Genomic DNA, 19,069 nt, shown 5'->3' with positions numbered 1-19,069 from the left:
AAACCAGGAAGATGATGATTGTAGCCTTAAAAAGGCACGATACCATTTGTGACGGGAGTCGTTGAAAGGAAATCACGTAAGTGTTTGAATAGTGGCGGAGAGAGGGGGATTTGAACCCCCGGTAGAGTTGCCCCTACTCCGGTTTTCGAGACCGGTCCGTTCAGCCGCTCCGGCATCTCTCCGCTGTTGAGGTTGCTATAATGCCAGGTTCTTTGGCATTTTAATAGTTCCTGTCTCTTTAAATCAGTTCAAGTGACGACTTTGCGAGCAATATGATGTTTAAATGGCCCTGGAAAGTAGATGAAGAGTCCGGCAACGCGGAAATCCCCTGGGAAAAGGCGCTTGCCATCCCTGTGTTAGCCAACCTCTCCGACCATGAGCATCAGCAGCTGGTGCAAATGGCTTCCCGCTTTTTGCAGCAAAAGCGTCTGGTTGCATTACAGGGGCTTGAGCTCACTCACCTGCAGAGCGCGCGTATTGCGCTACTGTTTTGCCTGCCGGTTCTCGAACTGGGGATCGAGTGGTTAGATGGTTTTCACGAGGTGCTCATCTACCCTGCTCCGTTCGTTGTCGACGACGAATGGGAAGATGATATCGGCCTGGTGCATAGCCAGCGAATCGTACAATCAGGGCAAAGCTGGCAACAAGGGCCGATCGTTCTCAACTGGTTGGATATTCAGGACTCCTTCGACGCTTCTGGCTTCAATCTGATTATCCATGAAGTGGCGCATAAGCTGGATACCCGCAATGGCGATCGCGCAAGCGGCGTACCCTTCATTCCGCTACGCGAAGTCGCTGGCTGGGAACACGATCTCCATGCAGCGATGAACAATATTCAGGATGAGATCGATCTGGTCGGCGAAAGCGCCGCCAGTATTGACGCTTATGCGGCCAGCGACCCTGCCGAATGTTTTGCGGTGCTCTCTGAATACTTCTTCAGCGCCCCTGAGCTGTTTGCCCCACGCTTTCCCGCGCTTTGGCAGCGTTTCTGCCATTTCTATCGCCAGGATCCACTGGAGAGATTACGCGAGAATAGCCCGCAGGAGGATGGCGATAGCCCGGCAGTACACTAAAACAACGACCTGCACTAAATTTAGCCATTTGAATCAGCAAGTTAAATTTAGTGTTGACACAAAAATACGAGACCAGTAGTATTCGCCTCGTTCACACGATTCCTCTGTAGTTCAGTCGGTAGAACGGCGGACTGTTAATCCGTATGTCACTGGTTCGAGTCCAGTCAGAGGAGCCAAATTCTAAAAAGCCTGCTTTCAAGCAGGCTTTTTGCTTTTCTGGCAATAACCCCGTCTTACTTCACCCTTTTGCTGCGCAATTTACTGCCTGCCAGCGCAGGGCGTCAACCACCAGCGTAAACGCCGTCGGAAGATGATTCCGGCCAGGATAATAAAGATAGTACCCCGGGAAAACCGGGCACCAGTCGGCCAGCAGCGGCACCAGTTGTCGGTTAGCGATATATTTCGCCGCCAGGTCGTGAGGAACATAGGCAATCCCTGCCCCGTCCAAAGCGGCCTGAATCATCAAAAAAGTATTATTAAAAACGGTTTGCCCTTCGACGCGAACGCTGGTTTTTTGGCTGCCCTTTGCAAACTCCCAGGCGTAAAGCGCGCCGTGGGTGGGCAAACGCAAATTGATGCAGTTGTGTGCCATCAGGTCTTCAGGCCTCTCCACCGCCGCTTTGCCGGAAAGATAGCCGGGCGCGGCAACCACCGCCATCTGCACATCGGGCGTAATGCGCACCGCAATCATATCTTTGTCCACCTGATCGCCCATCCGCACGCCGGCATCGAAGCGCCCGGCGGCAATATCGGTCAACTCATAGCCAACGCTGAACTCAATATGGATATCCGGATATCGATTTAATAATGGATGCAGGCGGGGCCATAGCACGGTGACAATGGCATGATCGTTGGCGGTGATGCGTACCGTGCCGGCGGGTTTATCCCGTGAAGCGCGCAGCGAAGCCAGTTCATTTTCTATTTCATTCAGCCGCGGCGCCAGTACGGCCAGCAGGCGATTTCCGGCATCGGTGGGCGACACGCTACGCGTGGTGCGGATTAACAACCGCACCCCCAGACGCTCTTCCAGACCCAGCAGCGTATGGCTCAATGCCGACCGGGAAACCCCCAGCATTGCAGCCGCCCGGGTAAAACTTCGCTCCTGAGCTACGGTGACAAAGGCCTGCAGATCGTTGAGTTTTTCTTTGCTCATCATTGGTGAATTTTTTGCACCAGTGTATTCATATTTGACCATCTTATCATTTAATCAAACCTTCTCTACACTTTGTTCTGCCAGTCCAGATGGGCTGCTTAAACGCCCGAAACTGAAATGTGGAGATACTATGAACGAACAATTTGACGGTAACGGCATTTTTCCCAAAGGGGAGAAAAATGAGGCCTATGCGCAGTATTTTCAGGGCACCAGCTACCTGAATATGCTCTCCACGGAAGGGGTCAATATCGGTAACGTGGTCTTTGAGCCCGGCTGCCGTAACCACTGGCATATTCACCATAAAGGCGGGCAGATCCTGTTGGTGACGGGCGGACGCGGCTGGTATCAGGAGTGGAATCAACCGGCGCGAGAGCTAACCGCGGGCGATGTTGTGAATATTCCCGCAGGCGTCAAGCACTGGCACGGCGCGGCCGCCGACAGCTGGTTTGCCCATATTGCCGTTGCCGTCCCTGCCGAAGGTGCGTCTAACGAATGGCTGGAGCCGGTCGCCGACGACGCCTATCGTCAGCTACCTTAAGCATCGAAACAGCAGGGCTCGCCGCCCTGCTCTCATTCGGCGGTATGCGAAAATGCATCTTCGACTAATTGCCCGAGCCCCGGGGAAAACCGCTTATCGTCAGCAGCGCGCTTTGCAACGAGGCACTGAACATTGCCCCGTGCGACAGGCCGGGATAAGGCCACCAGCTGACCGCAACGCCATTTTTCCTGAGCCGGGAAACCGTCTGCTGAACTTTACTGCGCGTATCCACTGCCCCGGCGGAAGAACCGCGCTGCGTCGCAACCGCGCCCTCCATCAGGAATAAGGCGTTCCGATTAAACGCCTCGCCTTTTGCCCCGGCCATTCTGTCTAACAGCGCGGCTTGGCCTCTTCCCAGAGAAGGACTGGCAGAGAAATAGAGCTGGAAGCGGGATGACGTCAGCCAGGCATCAATAACAAATAATCCACCGTAAGAGTGCCCCCAGATAGCCCGTCGCTGCGGGTTGATAGCGATCCCACGCTCAACTTTTTCCATAATGGTATCCTCTAAGAGGCGGCGAAACGCCCCGCTACCGCCGCTTTTCCGCCGATCCCAGCGGTTATCGGCGGGATCCTCTTCGACTTTCGGCCGATAGTCATAGGCTCGGGCAGTTTGATCGAAGGGCAAATTCGTTTGATAGCCAATGGCCACAATGACGGGCGGCGCTTTTTGCGTCAGCTTTTCGAGCAGCGTGTCGGACAACCGGTCCATCACCGCGTTGCCGTCCAGGGCGTACAGAACCGGATACCCCTGCGCGGGCGGCGCCGTATTCGGTATCGCCGTCCAGACCTTATAATGTCGTTCACCATCGGAGGAATCGAAGGTCGTGACGTTGAAATGATAATACGCGGAACCGCGGTCGGCGATATTCGGCCCCAGCGGGCTCATATCGGGTTTGGCGTAAGCGTTAAGTGCATACAAGGTGGTAACCAGCGCGGCGATAAAAATCCGCCCTTTCGGCGAATAAGCGAAACAAGAGTTGCGAAGCGACATCGGTTAATTTTTCCGGCACATTATCGTTATTGATAATGATTGCTAATATCAATCTCAATTGCAAGCTACGCGATTAGCCTCGCAGGCGCAGCGTTGTGCCTGCCCGGGATAGCCAGTCATCACATCATCGGGCCCCCGGACAGTCTTGTCATCCTGCTAAGGCGATAGCCGCTATTCGGGAGTATCCCGGCTCGCGCCGCACTGAGCCGGGATACTTAAAGTGCCGCTTTCTGGTCAATATCAGGCCGTACGCCATCTCCGGGTCAGCGGCTTCTCGACTTCCACAATCAGGAACATCACAAAACCGATAATAAAAGTGATAACCCAGTAGCGGAACGGCAGCGCTTCGGTGCCAAACAGCATCTGCATGAACGGCGCGTAGATAATCAGCAGCTGCAGCACCAGCAGCACGCCGCTGACAATCCAGATCCCCCGGTTCGCCAGCAATCCTTTACTCAGCGAGAAGCCATCCGCCACGCGACAGTTGAGCATATAGAACCACTGAGCAGTAACCAGCGTCTGTAACAGCACCGTACGAATAAACTCAGGCGAATAGCCGCGCGGCTGTAGCCAGGCTTCAAGAACAAAGGCGCTGACGGCAATCATCGACCCGACAAAAATCACCCGCCAGATAGCAAAGCCGTCCATCACGTGCAGCTTAGGGTCGCGCGGCGGCCGGCGCATGATGTTCTTCTCACCTGCCTCAAAAGCGAGACCAAACGACAGCGTGGCGGAGGTCGCCATGTTCATCCACAGGATCAGCACCGGCGTCAGCGGAATTAAATTTCCCGCCAGTAGCGCAATAATAATCAACAACCCCTGCGCGAGGTTGGTCGGCATAATAAAGAGGATGGTCTTTTTCAGGTTATCGTACACTCGGCGGCCTTCCCTGACGGCGCTGGCAATGGTGGCGAAGTTATCATCGGTCAGCACCATATCTGCGGCCTCTTTGGTCACTTCGGTGCCCTTAATCCCCATCGCAATACCGACATCGGCCTGCTTCAGCGCCGGGGCGTCGTTCACCCCGTCGCCGGTCATCCCGACCACCTCTTTTTTGCTTTGCAGCGCCTGCACCAGGCGGAATTTATCCTCCGGGCTGGTACGCGCAAAGATATCGAATTTCTGCGCGGCTTCGCTGAGCTGAATGTCGTCCATCACCTCCAGCTCTCTGCCGGTAATGGCGTTTTCCGCATTGCCAATCCCCAGCATCTTGCCGATACTCATCGCGGTTTGCGGATGGTCGCCGGTGATCATCTTCACGCGGATCCCCGCCTGCAGGCAGTCGCCGATGGCCGTAATCGCCTCCGGCCGCGGCGGATCCATCATCCCGGCAATCCCGAGCAGAATGACGCCCTGCTGCAAATCCTGATGGGTGAGTTCCGTTTGACCGTCGGCGGCGGGTTTCCACGCTGCCGCCACCATCCGCAGCCCTTCCCGCGCATACTCTTCGATTTTGCCTTCCCAGTAAGGCTGGTCGAGCGGCTCCAGGCCATGGTCGGTTTGCTGATGCTGGCACAGGCGGAACAGGACATCGGGCGCGCCGGTAATCAAAATCATCTCTTCATCGCCGATGCGGTACAGCGTCGACATATATTTATACTGTGAATCGAAGGGAATTTTGCTGCGCAGCTCAGTGCTGACCGCCGGGAGCGGGACTTTCGCCGCCAGCACTTTCAACGCCCCTTCGGTCGGGCCGCCGGTAATTTTCCACAGCCCGCTTTCATCTTTAATAAGCTGACTGTCATTACACAGATCGATAGTGCGCAGATAACGTTCCAGCAGCGTGCCCGGCGCAACGGTTACCGGCGCAGGCTCATCGATCGGGTGAATATTCCCTATCGGCTCGTAGCTGTCGCCCTCCACCCGATAAACTTTATCGGCGGTTATCACGGCTTTCACCGTCATCTCGTTCATGGTTAGCGTGCCGGTTTTATCCGAGCAGATCACCGTCATGGCCCCGAGGGTTTCCACCGTAGGCAGCTTGCGGATAATCGCCTTCTGACGGGCCATGGTCTGCACGCCGAGCGAGAGAATAATGGAGATAATTGCCGGTAAACCTTCCGGTACCGACGCCACCGCGAGGCTAATCAACGACAGCATCAGCTCAGAAACCGGCATATCGCGGAACAGCAGGCTAAAGACAAACAGCGCGGCCATCATCACCAGGATGATGATAAAAATGGCTTTACCGAGCTTATCCATCTGCACCAGCAGCGGCGTTCGGTGTTTTTCGATATCCGACATCATCTGGTTAATATGACCCAGCTCGGTATCGCCGCCGGTGGCCACCACCAGGCCTTTTCCGCCGCCCGAACTCACCGTGGTGCCGGAAAACAGCAGATTGGTACGATCGCCAAGCGGCAGCTCGCCGCTAAGCGCCTCGGTGCTTTTCTCCACCACCGTCGATTCGCCGGTCAGAATCGCCTCTTCCACCCGCAGGTTATGCGCTTCGATAACCCGCAGGTCAGCAGGGATGCGATCGCCGGCGCGGATCACGACGATATCGCCGGGTACCAGAGCGGTTGTCGGGATCGTTTCATGGTTGCCCTGACGAACGACCACCGCTTCGCTGGAAAGCATGTTGCGAATGCTCTGAAGCGATTTTTCCGCGTTGCTCTCCTGAATATGGCCGATCAGGGCGTTAATCACCGCCACGCCCAGGATCACCAGAGTATCCACCCAGTGCCCCATGACCGCCGTCAGCAGCGCCGCCGCCAGCAGCACATAGATCAGCACATCGTTAAAATGCGCCAGAAAGCGCAGCCATGCCGGCTTTCCTGCTTTTTGCGGTAGAGCATTCTCGCCGTACTGCTGCAAGCGCGCTGCCGCTTCAGCACCGCTGATGCCGTCCGGGGTACTGTTGGTGCTGGTCAGGGTTTCTTCGACGGAGAGCTGATAGAACGGGCCGCCCGGTTTTTCTGTATTCATAGTTATCTCCTCACTCCTGTATCGGAAATCAGGACAGCCTCAGGCCGTCCTTAGCGCACCACAAAAACCGGAACATGGGCATAGCGAACGATCCCTGCCGCCTCCGACCCCAGCAGATGCGTCTGAATATTCGGGTTACGCGAGCCGATTATCACCACATCCGCCTTCAGCTCATCGGCCAGTTTGGTCACTTCATCGCGAATGTTGCCGCTGCGAATGTGAATCTGCATATCGTTTTCCGCCAGCGTGAGTTTTTTAACCAGTTCAACCAGCTTTTCCTTAGAAGTATTCATCAGATAATCTTCCATTTTCCGTGCATCGGAAATAAAGCCGCGCGTCAGCACTGGAGAAAAAGCGGGAATCACGTGAAGAAGATGAATCTTTCCGGAGGAGCTTTGTGCTAGGAATTGGGCGTGGGACAAGGCCTTGTCCGCCAGACCGATTTCAAACACATCAACCGGCACGAGGATATTTTTATACATAGAGACAATCCTTTTATTACCTATAAAAAAGGTGGTGAAAACAGCCCAGGCACTGGCGCTGGTACTGAGGAGGAAATCTCAAGAACAAAATTTGCTGGACGTGTAGGTATAATTAAACGTAGCACACCACGGTTAACATGATTAACCCGCCAATTAATATATTGAAAAATATCACAGAGTCAGGCACAGCCAGACAATTCAACTGCCAACCCGGTAAAATCGTCGCCATCACCGTAATTTTTGCTCTTTTTAACATTTCTGTTTTACTGCGACTATCCTCATTATCAGTGGCTTGTTCACTTTCTGCCGCCCCACAATAATTATTAAGATAAGAATTTACTTAGCTAAGCATTAGAGCTAAAGGAGGAACAATGTTCGGTTACAGTCTGTTTCGCCTGAGCCTGTTTATTGCCCTGGCAATAATCGCCTGTACGGCTACCGGGTTAATTACTTATTGGGTTGTTTCGGCCCTCGCTGAATAAACACAGCGATTGTGAATAATATGTAAAAGATAGCCTTTTACTTCGAGGGGAATACAGTGAACCGTTATTTTTCTCTCATCCCGCTTGTTATTTTAATAACAACGGCTTGCGATCGGAAAGCGCCAGAAATTACGCCGTTACCGCGGATGGTTAAGGTCGCTGAGGTGGTGGCTATCGGCGAGTCACAGCAGCGCGTATTCCCCGCCCGTATTGAGTCCGGAGACTCCACTGACCTCTCTTTCAAACGCGGCGGCCAGATTGAATCTCTTGATGTGCGCCAGGGAGCTAATGTGACTCAGGGGCAGACACTTGCCCGGCTTAACGCCCGGGAAGCGCAGCAGCGGGTGAATGAGCGGCAAACCGCTGCCACCCTCGCCCAGCGGCAATTCGATCGATTCCAGACCCTGGCCGGTCGTCAGGCGATTTCAAAAGCGGAAATGGATATCCAGCGAGCCAACCGCGACTCCGCTAATGCCGCGCTAAAAATAGCCCGGGAAGAGCTGTCGCAAACGACGCTAACCGCACCGTTCAGCGGCGTAGCCGCCAACGTTCCGGTACGTAACCATCAGGTGGTCGCCGCCGGACAGCCGATTGTCACCCTGACGCGAACCGATCTGCTCGACGTGGTGTTTAGCGTTCCGGAAAACCTCTTTACTGCGCTGGATATTCGCAACGCGCAGTATCGTCCGGTGGTTAAAATTAACGCCATGCCGGATCGCCAGTTTACCGCCGAATACAAAGAACATACCGGCAGCAGCGACAGCAGCACGCTCACCTGGCAAATCATACTGACCATGCCGCGACCTGCCGACTTCCCCTCGGTCGGCGGCGTGAGCGGAACGGTGACGGTTAATCTGGCGAACCTGCCCGCCAGCGCCGGCAAAAATGCGGTCGTGGTGCCTGTCGAAGCGGTGTTTAATCCGGATAATCGCCCGCGCAACGAACCCCACGTGTGGGTGGTTCAGGGCAGCGGCGATCGGCTCCATCTGGAAGAGCGCAAAGTTGGCGTGGGTCAGATCACCTCACAGGGCGTGGTGATTACCGAAGGGCTCAGCGTCGGCGAACGCGTGGTGGCGGCGGGCGTCAGCGAATTACATGCGCAACAACCGGTTCGAATCTGGACGCGTGAACGAGGTTTGTAATGGATATCTCCCGCCAGTTTATTAACAATCCAATCCGCGTCTGGCTGACTATTTTACTGCTGGGCATCGGCGGGATCTTCGCTCTGCTGAACATCGGCCGGCTGGAAGATCCGGCGTTTACCATCAAAACCGCGGTGGTGGTTACCCATTATCCCGGCGCTTCAGCGCAGCAGGTGGAAGAAGAAGTCACCCTGCCGCTGGAGAACGCGCTGCAGCAGCTGCCCTATCTCGATAACGTCAGCTCCATTTCCTCTAACGGCCTGTCGCAAATTACCGTCAACATCGCCTCGCACTACCACTCCAGCGAGCTGCCGCAAATCTGGGATGAACTGCGCCGCCGGGTTGGCGACGCCGCTCGCCAGTTCCCGCCCGGCGTCGCTTCTCCGTTCGTGAATGACGATTTTGGCGATGTCTTTGGCTTCTTCTTCGCCCTCTCCGGCGAGAGCTTTACCAACCCTGAGCTGGTTCGCTATGCCGAGCAGCTGCGCCGTGAACTGGTGCTGGTGCCCGGCGTCGGTAAAGTCGCCATCGGCGGGGCGATCCCCCAGCAAATCAACATTGATATCTCATTGGCGAAAATGGCCGCCCGCGGGATTACGCTCAACCAGCTGGCGGCGATCCTCAGCCGGTTGAACGTCGTCTCTAACGCCGGAGAAATTAAATCCGGCAGCGAATCGATCCGCCTGCATCCCACGGGCGAGTTTGCCAACCTCGACGAGCTGGGCGATCTGTTAATCAGCCCGCACGGTTCGGGAACGGCGACGCGGCTGCGCGATATTGCCACGCTCTCGCGCGGGCTGAGCGAAACGCCCTCCAGCATTTACCACGCCAACGGTCGCCAGGCGGTCACCATGGGGGTGTCGTTTATCCCCGGGGTTAACGTGATTGATGTTGGCCGTGCGCTGCAAAACAAACTGGCGCAGATGTCGGCGGAAAAACCGGCCGGGATCAACATTGACCTGTTCTACGATCAGGCGGCGGAAGTCGCCCATTCGGTCAACGGTTTTATCACCAACTTTCTGATGGCGCTGGCGATTGTCGTTGGCGTACTACTGATCTTTATGGGCGTACGCAGCGGTATTATTATCGCCCTGTCGCTGGCGCTCAACGTACTCGGCACGCTGCTGATTATGTATCTGTGGGGGATCGAGCTGCAGCGTATTTCGCTGGGGGCATTGATTATCGCCCTGAGCATGCTGGTCGATAACGCTATCGTTATCGTCGAAGGCGTGCTGATCGCCCGCCAGCAGGGATCGACGCGACTTACGGCAATTAATTATGTGATTCGCCGTTCGGCCCTGCCGCTGCTGGGGGCCACGGTGATTGCGATTCTTGCCTTTGCGCCGATTGGGCTGTCGCAGGACTCGACCGGGGAATATTGTAAATCGCTGTTCCAGGTACTGCTGATTTCGCTCATGCTGAGCTGGTTCTCGGCGCTGACCATTACCCCGGTGCTCATTAAATGGTGGCTGTTTAAGCCTCAATCGCAGCCGGTGGCGCAGGCCGATACCAACCCGTACGGCGGACGCTTTTACCGCCTGTATCAGCTGACTCTGCAGGCCCTTCTGCTGCGCAAAACCGTCACCCTGACCGTCATGGCGGCGCTGCTGGCCGCCGCTATCTGGGGGTTTGGTTCGGTGCGACAAAACTTTTTCCCCTCTTCAAACACGCCCATTTTCTTTGTCGATCTCTGGCTTCCCTACGGTACCGATATTGCGACCACTGAAAAGATGACCAGCGATATTGAGACTGCCATTAACGGCCAGCCCGGAGTCGTCACCACCGTGGCTACCGTCGGCCAGGGCAGTATGCGGTTTATCCTGACCTACAGCGGGCAACGGCAGTACAGCAACTATGCGCAGATCATGGTGCGAATGGACGACCAGCGCAGCATTGCCGCCCTGACGCAGCATGTAGATCGCTATATTGCGCGTAACTATCCGCAGGTGAACGCCAGCACAAAACGCGTGATGTTCGGCCCTTCCGGCGACAGCGCCATCGAGGTGCGGATCAAAGGTCCCGACCCAGACAGACTGCGCCTGATCGCCAGCCAGGTTGGCGATATCCTCTCCGCAGACCCGGCCACCGATGGCGTTCGCAACGACTGGCAAAACCGCAGTAAAGTTATCCGTCCCCAGTACTCCACCGCCCTTGGGCGCGAACTGGGCGTCGATAAACAGGATATCGATAACGCGCTGGAGATGAACTTCTCCGGCAGCCGCGCGGGACTGTACCGTGAGGGTGCCGACCTGCTGCCGGTGATAGTCCGCCCACCCGCCGCCGAGCGCCAGGATGCGAATCACTTAAATAACGTGCTGGTCTGGAGCCAAAGCCGCCAGCAGTATATTCCGCTCAGTAACGTGGTCAGCGGCTTTCACCTTGAATGGGAGGATCCGCTGATCCTGCGCCGCGACCGCAGCCGCGTGCTGACGGTGCAGACCGATCCCGACCCGCTCAGCAACCAGACCTCCGGGGATATCCTCTCCCGCGTGAAACCGCAGATCGATGCGCTGGTGCTGCCGCACGGCTACAGCATCGAGTGGGGTGGTGATGCGGAAAACTCCAGCGAGGCGCAGCAGGGACTGTTCACAACCCTGCCGCTGGGTTACCTGGTGATGTTTATCATCACCGTACTGATGTTCAGTTCGCTAAAAAATGCGATTGCCATCTGGCTGACCGTACCGCTGGCGCTGATTGGCGTAACGCCGGGCTTCTTAATCACCGGCATCCCCTTTGGTTTTATGGCGCTGATCGGTCTGCTCAGCCTGAGCGGAATGCTGATCCGTAACGGCATCGTGCTGGTTGAGGAGATTGAACAGCAGAAGCAGGAAAAAGAGCAGCAGGAGGCGATTATTTATGCCGCCACGTCGCGTTTACGTCCTATCCTGCTGACGGCATTTACCACCGTGCTTGGCCTGGCGCCTTTACTACTGGACGTTTTCTTCCAGAGCATGGCGGTTGTTATCATGTTTGGTCTGGGTTTTGCTACTATTCTGACGCTGCTGGTTCTGCCGGTAATTTACGCCTGTTTCCACAATAAGGACATGAAGCGACAACCATGAATAGTACCGGGTTAAATATTATCAAAACGCTGGGATGCATGACGGCGGTGACCTTCTTCACCATCTACAACACCTGGGATAGCTATGATTACGACTATCACTGGATCCTCGGGTTTTTGACGTTTATTTCGACTATCGCCACGCCGCTGTTTTTTGTGGTGGCCGGTTATCTCGACTCGCAGTCCCGCCACGATTCGCAGTGGCAAATGGGCAAAATCAAAAGCGTGGTTATCGTCTTTCTGTTCTGGATGACGGTGTACTATCTGTGGGAGCCTTATCAGCGCGGCTATCTTATCCAGCCGTGGTTTGTCTTTGCGTTTATCGTGATTTACACCTTTCACCCGGTCATCGAGTGGCTCAGCCAGCGGCGTAAACTGTTTTTTGCTGCAGTTTTCTCGCTGCTGCTGCTCTCTTATGGTTACGATCTTTTGTCCGCGCTGTACCCTGATATCCATGCGCTGAGCCTGGCGCCGCAGTATCGGCTATGGACATGGCTGCTGTTTTATCTGACCGGTCAGCTGTTCAGCGATCCGCTCGTCGCCGGCTGGCTCAGGCGCGAAAAAGTGGTTAAAGGGGCGATGATCGCCATCCCGTTTATTTATCTTTTCACCTGGTTTTACGAGCGCCATTTCTTTTTCGCCCTGTTTAAGGCCGACAGAAATGCCTTCATTCTTACCGGTTCACAAATTTATATTCTGGTCGTCGCGCTGGTGATTGCGGCCAACGGCGTTCGGTTTCGTAAAAACAGCGAGTTTAAAGAGGCCGTTCTCGCCACCATCAGCAAAACGATGACCGGCGTCTATATTCTCCACTACTCCGTTTTTCACCTGCTCACCGCCTTTATCCCGATTAACTCACTGGGTACCAAATTAATGCTGATTGTTCTCACGTTTATCACTTCGGTACTGATTTCAATGCTGGCGCTGTCAAATTCGGTGGTGAAAAAAGTGATTACCATTTGACGTTCGCCGATTCAGGCCAAGACCGCCAGCGCATTTAAAAACCGTAGCGCAGCCAGGCAAACAGCACGTTACCGTTATTATAGGTGCCGGGAATATAGGTGAACTGCACGCTCAGACGGCGATAGCTGGCGGAAAAAAGCGGCAAAATAATCGGCAGGGGTACGTAGTTGGCAAAGTCATCGCGGGCGGTGATCCCGGCGGTAACGCCAAGTCCCAGGCGAAAATCGCGGCGACTATCAAGATACCACCCCTTCTCCCAGCCGTAGCCGATTATCGGCTGCCACTCGTTATGCGAATCCTTGAACATCATGGCGTAGAGAGAACTCCAGTTGCCCTCTGCGTTATATCTGGAAACGCCAAAACCCCCGCCCCAGGGCATTTCATTATAATTATCCGTTTTCTCTTTATCGTACATAAAGCGGTTATGCCAGCTGAGAAACGGAAGATACAGATCGTAGTTTTGCGGCTCATTCCAGGTCTGCGAGACATCGTTTTTTAACCAGCTCCACCAGCCGCTGATGCGCTGCTCGCCATATATCTTCGTTTCAGCCTGTACCGAAAAGGCGAAAATAAACACAATTCCCCACGCTACCCGTAGACAACGTTGCATAGTTTTATCCTTAAAGAAAACCGCCCGGTGTTAATTCAGTTTGAGAACAAAAAACAGGCTTTGCAAATATCGGCCAGGAAATTTTGTGCGCTGGCTGGCGATAATGGCAAGTCCAGTTGCGGCCCCATTTCAGGACAGAGAGAGCCGCTGCGGTGATTTCATTTCCTTGCTGGTGGGATTATGATGACGCTAATTATCCTTTCTGTCCGCAGTGATTGAGAAATAGATGGATTTCATCAGCATTATTATGTCGGCGGGAAAAACCTCCGTCGATGTGGCCCTTTATACGCTGCTGCCAATCATGGTTGTCATGCTCATCGTCATGAAATATCTGGAAGTACGCGGGGTGCTGGATGTCATCGTGCGCTGGCTCGCGCCGCTGCTTAAGCCGTTCGGCTTAACCGGAATGAGCGCATTTGCGTTGATTCAGATGAATTTTGTCAGCTTTGCCGCCCCGCTGGCGACCCTCGCCATTATGGATAAACGCGGCGCCTCGGACCGGCAAATGGCCGCTACGCTGGCAATGCTGTTTGCCATGGGGCAAGGCAACGTATTCTATCCATTAACGCCCTTTGGCCTGCACTGGCTGGCCTCTATCGTTATCTCCATTGTCGGCGGACTGTGCGCCGCCGCGGTGACCTGGCATATCACCGGCCGCAGGCTATCGATGGTTGAAAACGCGCGGGCCGAAGCGCTGCCCGAGGCCGAACAGAACAGCCAGGGGATTATCGCCGTGATTAACAGCGCCGGCTCCGACGCGATTCGCCTGGCGCTCGGCGCGGTGCCCATGCTGATCCTGTCGCTGGCTATCGTCGGGTTTATGCAGGCGGCGGGCCTGATTGAGATGCTCCAGCGTCTGCTCCTGCCGCTGCTGCTGTGGCTTAACATCCCGGTTAACTTCGTGCTCCCGGCGCTGGTCAAATGCGTGGCTGGCGGGACGGCCTATTTCGGCGTGATCTCTGAACTCGTGCAGCAGGGAAAAGTGACCATCAGCCAGATCAACGCCTCGGCAGGTCTGTTAGTACAGACGTTTGACCTCCCGGGTATCGGTATCTTTCTGGGCGTCAGCTCGCGCTTCGTGCGCCTGTTCCGCTTCGCCGCCGCCGGCGCTATCGCCGGGATCGCCATCCGCACCGTGATGCACCTGACGCTATTCTGATGCCACCGGCTCCGGACGGAGGCAGGCAGCGACATCAGCCTGCTCGCTGCAGGCTATATGATGGTCAATTCTCACCATCATCCACGGGAAAAACGGGTTGGAGGTCACGCGCATCAGCGTATCCAGCCCGACGCTCAGCGTCGAGGTTTCCCCACGCAAAGAGATCGTGCCGATGCTGATCCCGTAGCGATTTTTCTCCGCCGGTTCCCGGCCATAGAGCGAATCGGTCAGCGGGAACGGCACCGCCACGTGCGACAGCGAATACATATCCTGCGGCCAGGCAAGATGCAGCGGCGTCACGGTTTCGCTTCGCGTTCCGGCAAGCGTGGTGCGGGCCACCGTCTCGTAGGTGTCGGGGGCAGCGTTAGTAATCACCGTGGTGGCATAGGGCCGCGGCGCCGGCGGCAATAACGTATTCACCGCCGAATAGAGCGAGGGACGGAATAGCGCGCGTAGATTCGCCGCCTGGTTAATATCGAAAATCACCAGCTCGCTTCCGTTATCCGGCAGATAGCGATACAGCGACTCTACCACCGCCCGGGTGCTCACCGTGGAGTCCATCACCGACTGAAACGTTAACACCGGCGCCAGTTCGGAAAGCCGATGATTTTGCGCCTCCTGCACGATTTGCTGCTGCAGCGCCTGCGACAACAGCCATGACTGCCTTGCGGCCTTAACCGGGAACGAATTGTATTTATAGGGATTGAATTCCGGGACGATATTCAGCCATGCCGCGCGGGCAAAAGCCGGAAATACCGAGGGTAAACCGGCCAGTCCGGCAAAACGCGCAAAGGCGGTGACGCCAATCATCGGCGACAGCAGGATTATCTGCTGCGGCCGGCGCAGCGCTTTATCCTCCAGGCTATCGAGAGCGTATTTTAGCGCCAGCGCCCCGCCGTTGGAGTAGCCAACCACGTGCAGCGGCACGTTATCCCCGGCCAGGCGCGTCGCTTCGCGCACCGCAAGACGGGTTGTCGCTATCCACGCCTCGCGGTCCACGGCGGTGAGCGCGCCCGGAGCCGTACCGTGCCCGGGCAGCCGCGGGGCGACGGCGACAAATCCCTGCTGCTGATAGCGCTGCGCCAGATAATGCACGCTATAGGGAGAGTCCGTCAGGCCGTGCAGCAGCACCACCGCGCCGCGCGGTTTGCCCTGCGGCAGCAAAATAAAGGAGCGATTCCAGTCCGGATGAAACTTATCCGGATAGACCAGGCTTTGTGCGTAAAAACGGTTAATCGCCGTTTTTTCATCGTCGCTCAGCGCATCGGTAACGTGGCTTTTCATATCGCGGAAAATCGTCGCTTCCCGCGTCTGGTAGTCAGCAAAAGTAGCGAGGTCAATCTCGCTGGCGGTCATTTCATTCGCCGTCCAGGTGTGCCAGCGGTGCAGCGCCGGGCCGCGCTGCGATTCGTAAATGCGGCCAATAAAAAAGACCACCACCACCACCAGTAGACCAATGATGGCTTTTTTCGCCATCGAGACCATTCTTAAGCCCGACTTATTCAGCAGCCGGGTAAAACGCATCATTGCCATATTTCTGTCCGAATTATCTCTTTATCCACCGGGTGGGATTATTACCCGGAGCGCAGCAGATCCTGCGATTCTCTTTTTAAACATAGACTAAACCAACTGCCTGTTCTTATTGTCAGATGAGATGCAAACAGGAATTATCGCCGGGGGTAACCGGTCAGGAATTAACAAATGGAATGGTGGATTAAAAAACTACGCGAGGCCACAACGTCTACACATACCTGGGCGGTTCTGCAAAGCGGCCAGTTAACGATTGTGGCGGAACTGACTCCCTGCGCCCGGCGTCTACAGGAAGGCGATAAGCTGACGCCGTTGGCGGACGCGCTTTACTGCATTAATAACGATAAAACCCTCACCGTAAAGGTGCTCAACGCCACCCATTTTAGCGCCGATCGCTGGGCCGCTATCGACAATGCCCCCACCTGTTAATGGATAGTGTCCAGCTTCAACGGGTTCTAATCTCAGTACTTTCTTAGCTAAGCGGGGTAAATTGTCCGACGCCTGTTTCAGTCTGTGACATACTAAGCACAACGTCAGCAGAGCAGAAATAAGGAGTAGGTCATGAACCAGAAAGCCGCCAGGCTGACCCCAGAAGAAGCGCTCACGCAACTCGAAGCGCTCTATGAAAAATCGGTCAATGCGCTGCGTAAAGCTATCGGCGAATATATTCACCATAATACGCTTCCCGATAATAGCGCCCGTGCGGAAGGACTGTTCGTTTACCCGGAGCTGTCGGTATCGTGGGACGGCTCGGAGCATAAAGCCTTAAAAACCCGGGCCTGGGGCCGTTTTACCCATACCGGCTGCTATACCACCACCATTACTAATCCTAAACTGTTTCGCGCCTATTTGCTGGAACAGCTCACCATGCTGTATCAGGATTACGATGCCTGCATTACCGTCGGGCTATCGCAGCATGAGATCCCCTATCCGTACGTGATTGATGGCTCCGAGCTCACGCTCGACCGTTCAATGAGCGCCGGCTTAACGCGTTTTTTCCCCACCACCGAGCTGTCGCAAATTGGCGATGAGACTGCCGATGGCCTGTTCCATTCCACGGAATACTATCCCCTGTCGCACTTCGACGCCCGCCGCGTCGATTTCTCGCTGGCGCGCCTGCGTCATTACACCGGCACGCCGGTTGAGCATTTCCAGCCGTATATGCTATTTACCAACTATACCCGCTACGTCGATGAGTTCGTGCGCTGGGGCTGTAGCCAAATTCTCGATCCCGATAGCCCCTATATCGCCCTCTCCTGCGCGGGCGGGATCTGGATAACGGCGGACACAGAGGCCCCGGAAGAGGCAATTTCCGATCTGGCGTGGAAAAAGCATCAGATGCCGGCCTGGCACCTGATCACCAAAGAGGGTCAGGGGATCACGCTGATTAACATTGGCGTAGGCCCGGCTAACGCTAAAAACATCTGCGACCATCTGGCGGTGCTGCGCCCGGACGTCTGGCTGATGATTGGCCACTGCGGCGGCCTGCGCGAAAGCCAGACGATTGGCGACTACGTGCTGGCTCACGCCTATCTGCGCGATGACCATGTGCTGGATGCGGTGCTACCGCCGGATATCCCTATTCCGAGCATCGCCGAAGTTCAGCGCGCGCTTTACGACGCCACCAAGCAGGTTAGCGGAATGCCCGGCGAAGAGGTTAAGCAGCGGCTGCGTACCGGAACGGTGGTTACCACCGACGATCGTAACTGGGAACTGCGCTACTCGGCCTCGGCGCTGCGCTTTAACCTCAGCCGCGCGGTGGCTATCGATATGGAAAGCGCGACCATTGCCGCGCAGGGTTATCGCTTCCGCGTTCCCTACGGTACCCTACTGTGCGTCTCCGATAAGCCGCTGCACGGTGAGATCAAGCTGCCGGGACAGGCTAACCGCTTCTATGAAGGGGCGATTTCCGAACATTTGCAGATTGGTATTCGGGCGATTGACCTACTACGCGCCGAAGGCGACCATATGCATTCGCGCAAGCTGAGAACCTTCAACGAACCGCCGTTCCGTTAAGCGCATAGATAACACGAGCAGAATAAACTCAGTCCGGATGGCGTGACATATTTACGCGGCCACCCGCCGGACTGAGCGTTAGAGAAAGAGAGTCATTCGGACCAGGGGATAATCACCATTACCCTTTCGCTATAAATTAAAACATTTATTTCTTTAGTGCTAACTATTTCTCTGACCGTAGCCACACTGCTTGTCTCAAAATATTATTGTGCTAACTTCCGCAATTAAAAACTGCCACGCCGATTATAAAAGTAAATATTCCATTAACATATCTATATCAATTGCCGCATGGTCATATAACGCACAATAGCAGACTGGGTAACACTTGAATTACGTCTCATAACCCCTTAAATTAATTAAAAAAATTTATGTGTAACAAAACTGCCATACAGAACAGGCAGCGCTCAAGAGAGATCAAAATAATCAAAGAGTTATCTATGGCCGCTACTCTGCTATCGAATCATCATTTAATAGCGTCAGGTTACTTACAACAAATATCTTGTTACTCAACCACAACAGATAAAATTGCACATGTCGCCAATATGCAATCATGGATAAGCTTATCGGTCGCCATCAGCAATGTACTATTTTCGTAAAAGTATGGAAGACAGTTTTATGAAATTAACCATAGGGAATATCCGCCTGTTTATTTTAATAGCAACTATATTTTTCTGGACGGTCGCGATCGGGCTCGTTTCCCTTGTGGTATCCTGGTTTTAAAACCGTGTTCGAAGGCAAGGCCCCGGCGTTGCCACAATCGTGACTATGCAAGAGAAAGCAAAAAGCCCGCTTAGGTTTCCTTAAGCGGGCTTCTTAAATTTGGCTCCTCTGACTGGACTCGAACCAGTGACATACGGATTAACAGTCCGCCGTTCTACCGACTGAACTACAGAGGAATCGTTTGAACGAGGCGCATATTATCGATCACGCCCGATCTT

At 54.9% G+C, this 19,069-nt stretch carries 14 protein-coding genes and 3 tRNA genes; 9 read left to right on the top strand and 8 right to left on the bottom strand.

What is annotated here, in order from left to right; all coding sequences use genetic code 11:
• Positions 1-92 precede the first annotated feature (92 nt).
• A tRNA-Ser gene (locus ABLV75_RS23835) sits at positions 93-182 on the bottom strand.
• Between the two features lie 90 nt (positions 183-272).
• Between ABLV75_RS23835 and mtfA the strand changes: the two genes are divergently transcribed.
• Both mtfA and ABLV75_RS23825 read left to right on the top strand, forming a co-directional pair.
• Complete coding sequence (gene mtfA, locus ABLV75_RS23830) at positions 273-1,073, top strand: DgsA anti-repressor MtfA (RefSeq protein ID WP_162556705.1); 801 nt, start codon at positions 273-275, stop codon at positions 1,071-1,073.
• A gap of 100 nt (positions 1,074-1,173) precedes the next feature.
• Positions 1,174-1,249 (top strand) — tRNA-Asn (locus ABLV75_RS23825).
• 62 nt (positions 1,250-1,311) lie between these two features.
• Here ABLV75_RS23825 and ABLV75_RS23820 read toward each other — a convergent pair.
• Complete coding sequence (locus ABLV75_RS23820) at positions 1,312-2,229, bottom strand: LysR family transcriptional regulator (protein ID WP_004103516.1); 918 nt, start codon at positions 2,227-2,229, stop codon at positions 1,312-1,314.
• A 127-nt stretch (positions 2,230-2,356) separates the two neighbouring features.
• Between ABLV75_RS23820 and ABLV75_RS23815 the strand changes: the two genes are divergently transcribed.
• On the top strand, positions 2,357-2,764 hold the full coding sequence (locus ABLV75_RS23815) for a cupin domain-containing protein (RefSeq protein ID WP_004103518.1): 408 nt from the start codon (positions 2,357-2,359) through the stop codon (positions 2,762-2,764).
• Between the two features lie 64 nt (positions 2,765-2,828).
• Here ABLV75_RS23815 and ABLV75_RS23810 read toward each other — a convergent pair whose 3' ends face one another.
• The 3 genes from ABLV75_RS23810 to ABLV75_RS23800 form a co-directional block, all read right to left on the bottom strand.
• Positions 2,829-3,758, bottom strand: coding sequence for an alpha/beta hydrolase (locus ABLV75_RS23810; protein WP_004103520.1), 930 nt, complete (start codon positions 3,756-3,758; stop codon positions 2,829-2,831).
• Between the two features lie 240 nt (positions 3,759-3,998).
• Positions 3,999-6,686, bottom strand: a complete 2,688-nt coding sequence (locus ABLV75_RS23805; RefSeq protein ID WP_004103523.1) for a cation-transporting P-type ATPase — start codon at positions 6,684-6,686, stop codon at positions 3,999-4,001.
• A 50-nt stretch (positions 6,687-6,736) separates the two neighbouring features.
• Positions 6,737-7,168, bottom strand: coding sequence for a universal stress protein (locus tag ABLV75_RS23800; protein WP_004103525.1), 432 nt, complete (start codon positions 7,166-7,168; stop codon positions 6,737-6,739).
• Between the two features lie 538 nt (positions 7,169-7,706).
• On the opposite strand from ABLV75_RS23800, the gene ABLV75_RS23795 reads away from it, so the two are divergent.
• Genes ABLV75_RS23795 through ABLV75_RS23785 form a run of 3 tightly spaced genes read left to right on the top strand, consistent with a single transcriptional unit; the run spans position 7,707 to position 12,816 of the window.
• Positions 7,707-8,792, top strand: a complete 1,086-nt coding sequence (locus ABLV75_RS23795; protein WP_004103530.1) for an efflux RND transporter periplasmic adaptor subunit — start codon at positions 7,707-7,709, stop codon at positions 8,790-8,792.
• Positions 8,792-11,854 (top strand): efflux RND transporter permease subunit, encoded by a 3,063-nt coding sequence (locus ABLV75_RS23790; protein ID WP_004103532.1) that lies wholly within the window; start codon positions 8,792-8,794, stop codon positions 11,852-11,854. Before ABLV75_RS23795 ends, ABLV75_RS23790 begins: the two co-directional genes overlap by 1 nt.
• Positions 11,855-11,892: 38 nt before the next feature.
• The gene (locus ABLV75_RS23785; protein ID WP_162680277.1) at positions 11,893-12,816 is read left to right on the top strand and encodes an acyltransferase family protein; all 924 of its coding nucleotides are present in this window, start codon (positions 11,893-11,895) and stop codon (positions 12,814-12,816) included.
• 34 nt (positions 12,817-12,850) lie between these two features.
• On the opposite strand, the gene pagP is transcribed toward ABLV75_RS23785, so the two are convergent.
• On the bottom strand, positions 12,851-13,426 hold the full coding sequence (pagP, locus tag ABLV75_RS23780) for a lipid IV(A) palmitoyltransferase PagP (protein ID WP_004103536.1): 576 nt from the start codon (positions 13,424-13,426) through the stop codon (positions 12,851-12,853).
• 226 nt (positions 13,427-13,652) lie between these two features.
• Here pagP and ABLV75_RS23775 point away from each other — a divergent pair, with 226 nt between their 5' ends.
• Complete coding sequence (locus tag ABLV75_RS23775) at positions 13,653-14,585, top strand: nucleoside recognition domain-containing protein (protein WP_004103538.1); 933 nt, start codon at positions 13,653-13,655, stop codon at positions 14,583-14,585.
• Here ABLV75_RS23775 and ABLV75_RS23770 read toward each other — a convergent pair.
• Positions 14,577-16,112, bottom strand: a complete 1,536-nt coding sequence (locus tag ABLV75_RS23770; protein ID WP_032704703.1) for an alpha/beta hydrolase — start codon at positions 16,110-16,112, stop codon at positions 14,577-14,579. The two genes, ABLV75_RS23775 and ABLV75_RS23770, sit on opposite strands and share 9 nt — an antisense overlap.
• A gap of 174 nt (positions 16,113-16,286) precedes the next feature.
• Between ABLV75_RS23770 and ABLV75_RS23765 the strand changes: the two genes are divergently transcribed.
• The gene (locus tag ABLV75_RS23765; protein ID WP_004103541.1) at positions 16,287-16,544 is read left to right on the top strand and encodes a histidine kinase; all 258 of its coding nucleotides are present in this window, start codon (positions 16,287-16,289) and stop codon (positions 16,542-16,544) included.
• A gap of 132 nt (positions 16,545-16,676) precedes the next feature.
• Entirely contained in the window at positions 16,677-18,131 is a 1,455-nt protein-coding gene (locus ABLV75_RS23760; RefSeq protein WP_004103542.1) for an AMP nucleosidase, read from the top strand.
• Positions 18,132-18,951: 820 nt separating this feature from the next.
• Here the strand turns inward: ABLV75_RS23760 and ABLV75_RS23755 are convergent.
• Positions 18,952-19,027 (bottom strand) — tRNA-Asn (locus ABLV75_RS23755).
• Positions 19,028-19,069 lie beyond the last annotated feature (42 nt).

This window comes from Klebsiella sp. CN_Kp066, from assembly GCF_040065135.1.
Lineage (GTDB): Bacteria > Pseudomonadota > Gammaproteobacteria > Enterobacterales > Enterobacteriaceae > Klebsiella > Klebsiella oxytoca.
The sequence above is the reverse complement of the archived record's forward strand: the minus strand, read 5'-3'. Positions and strand labels throughout refer to the sequence as shown.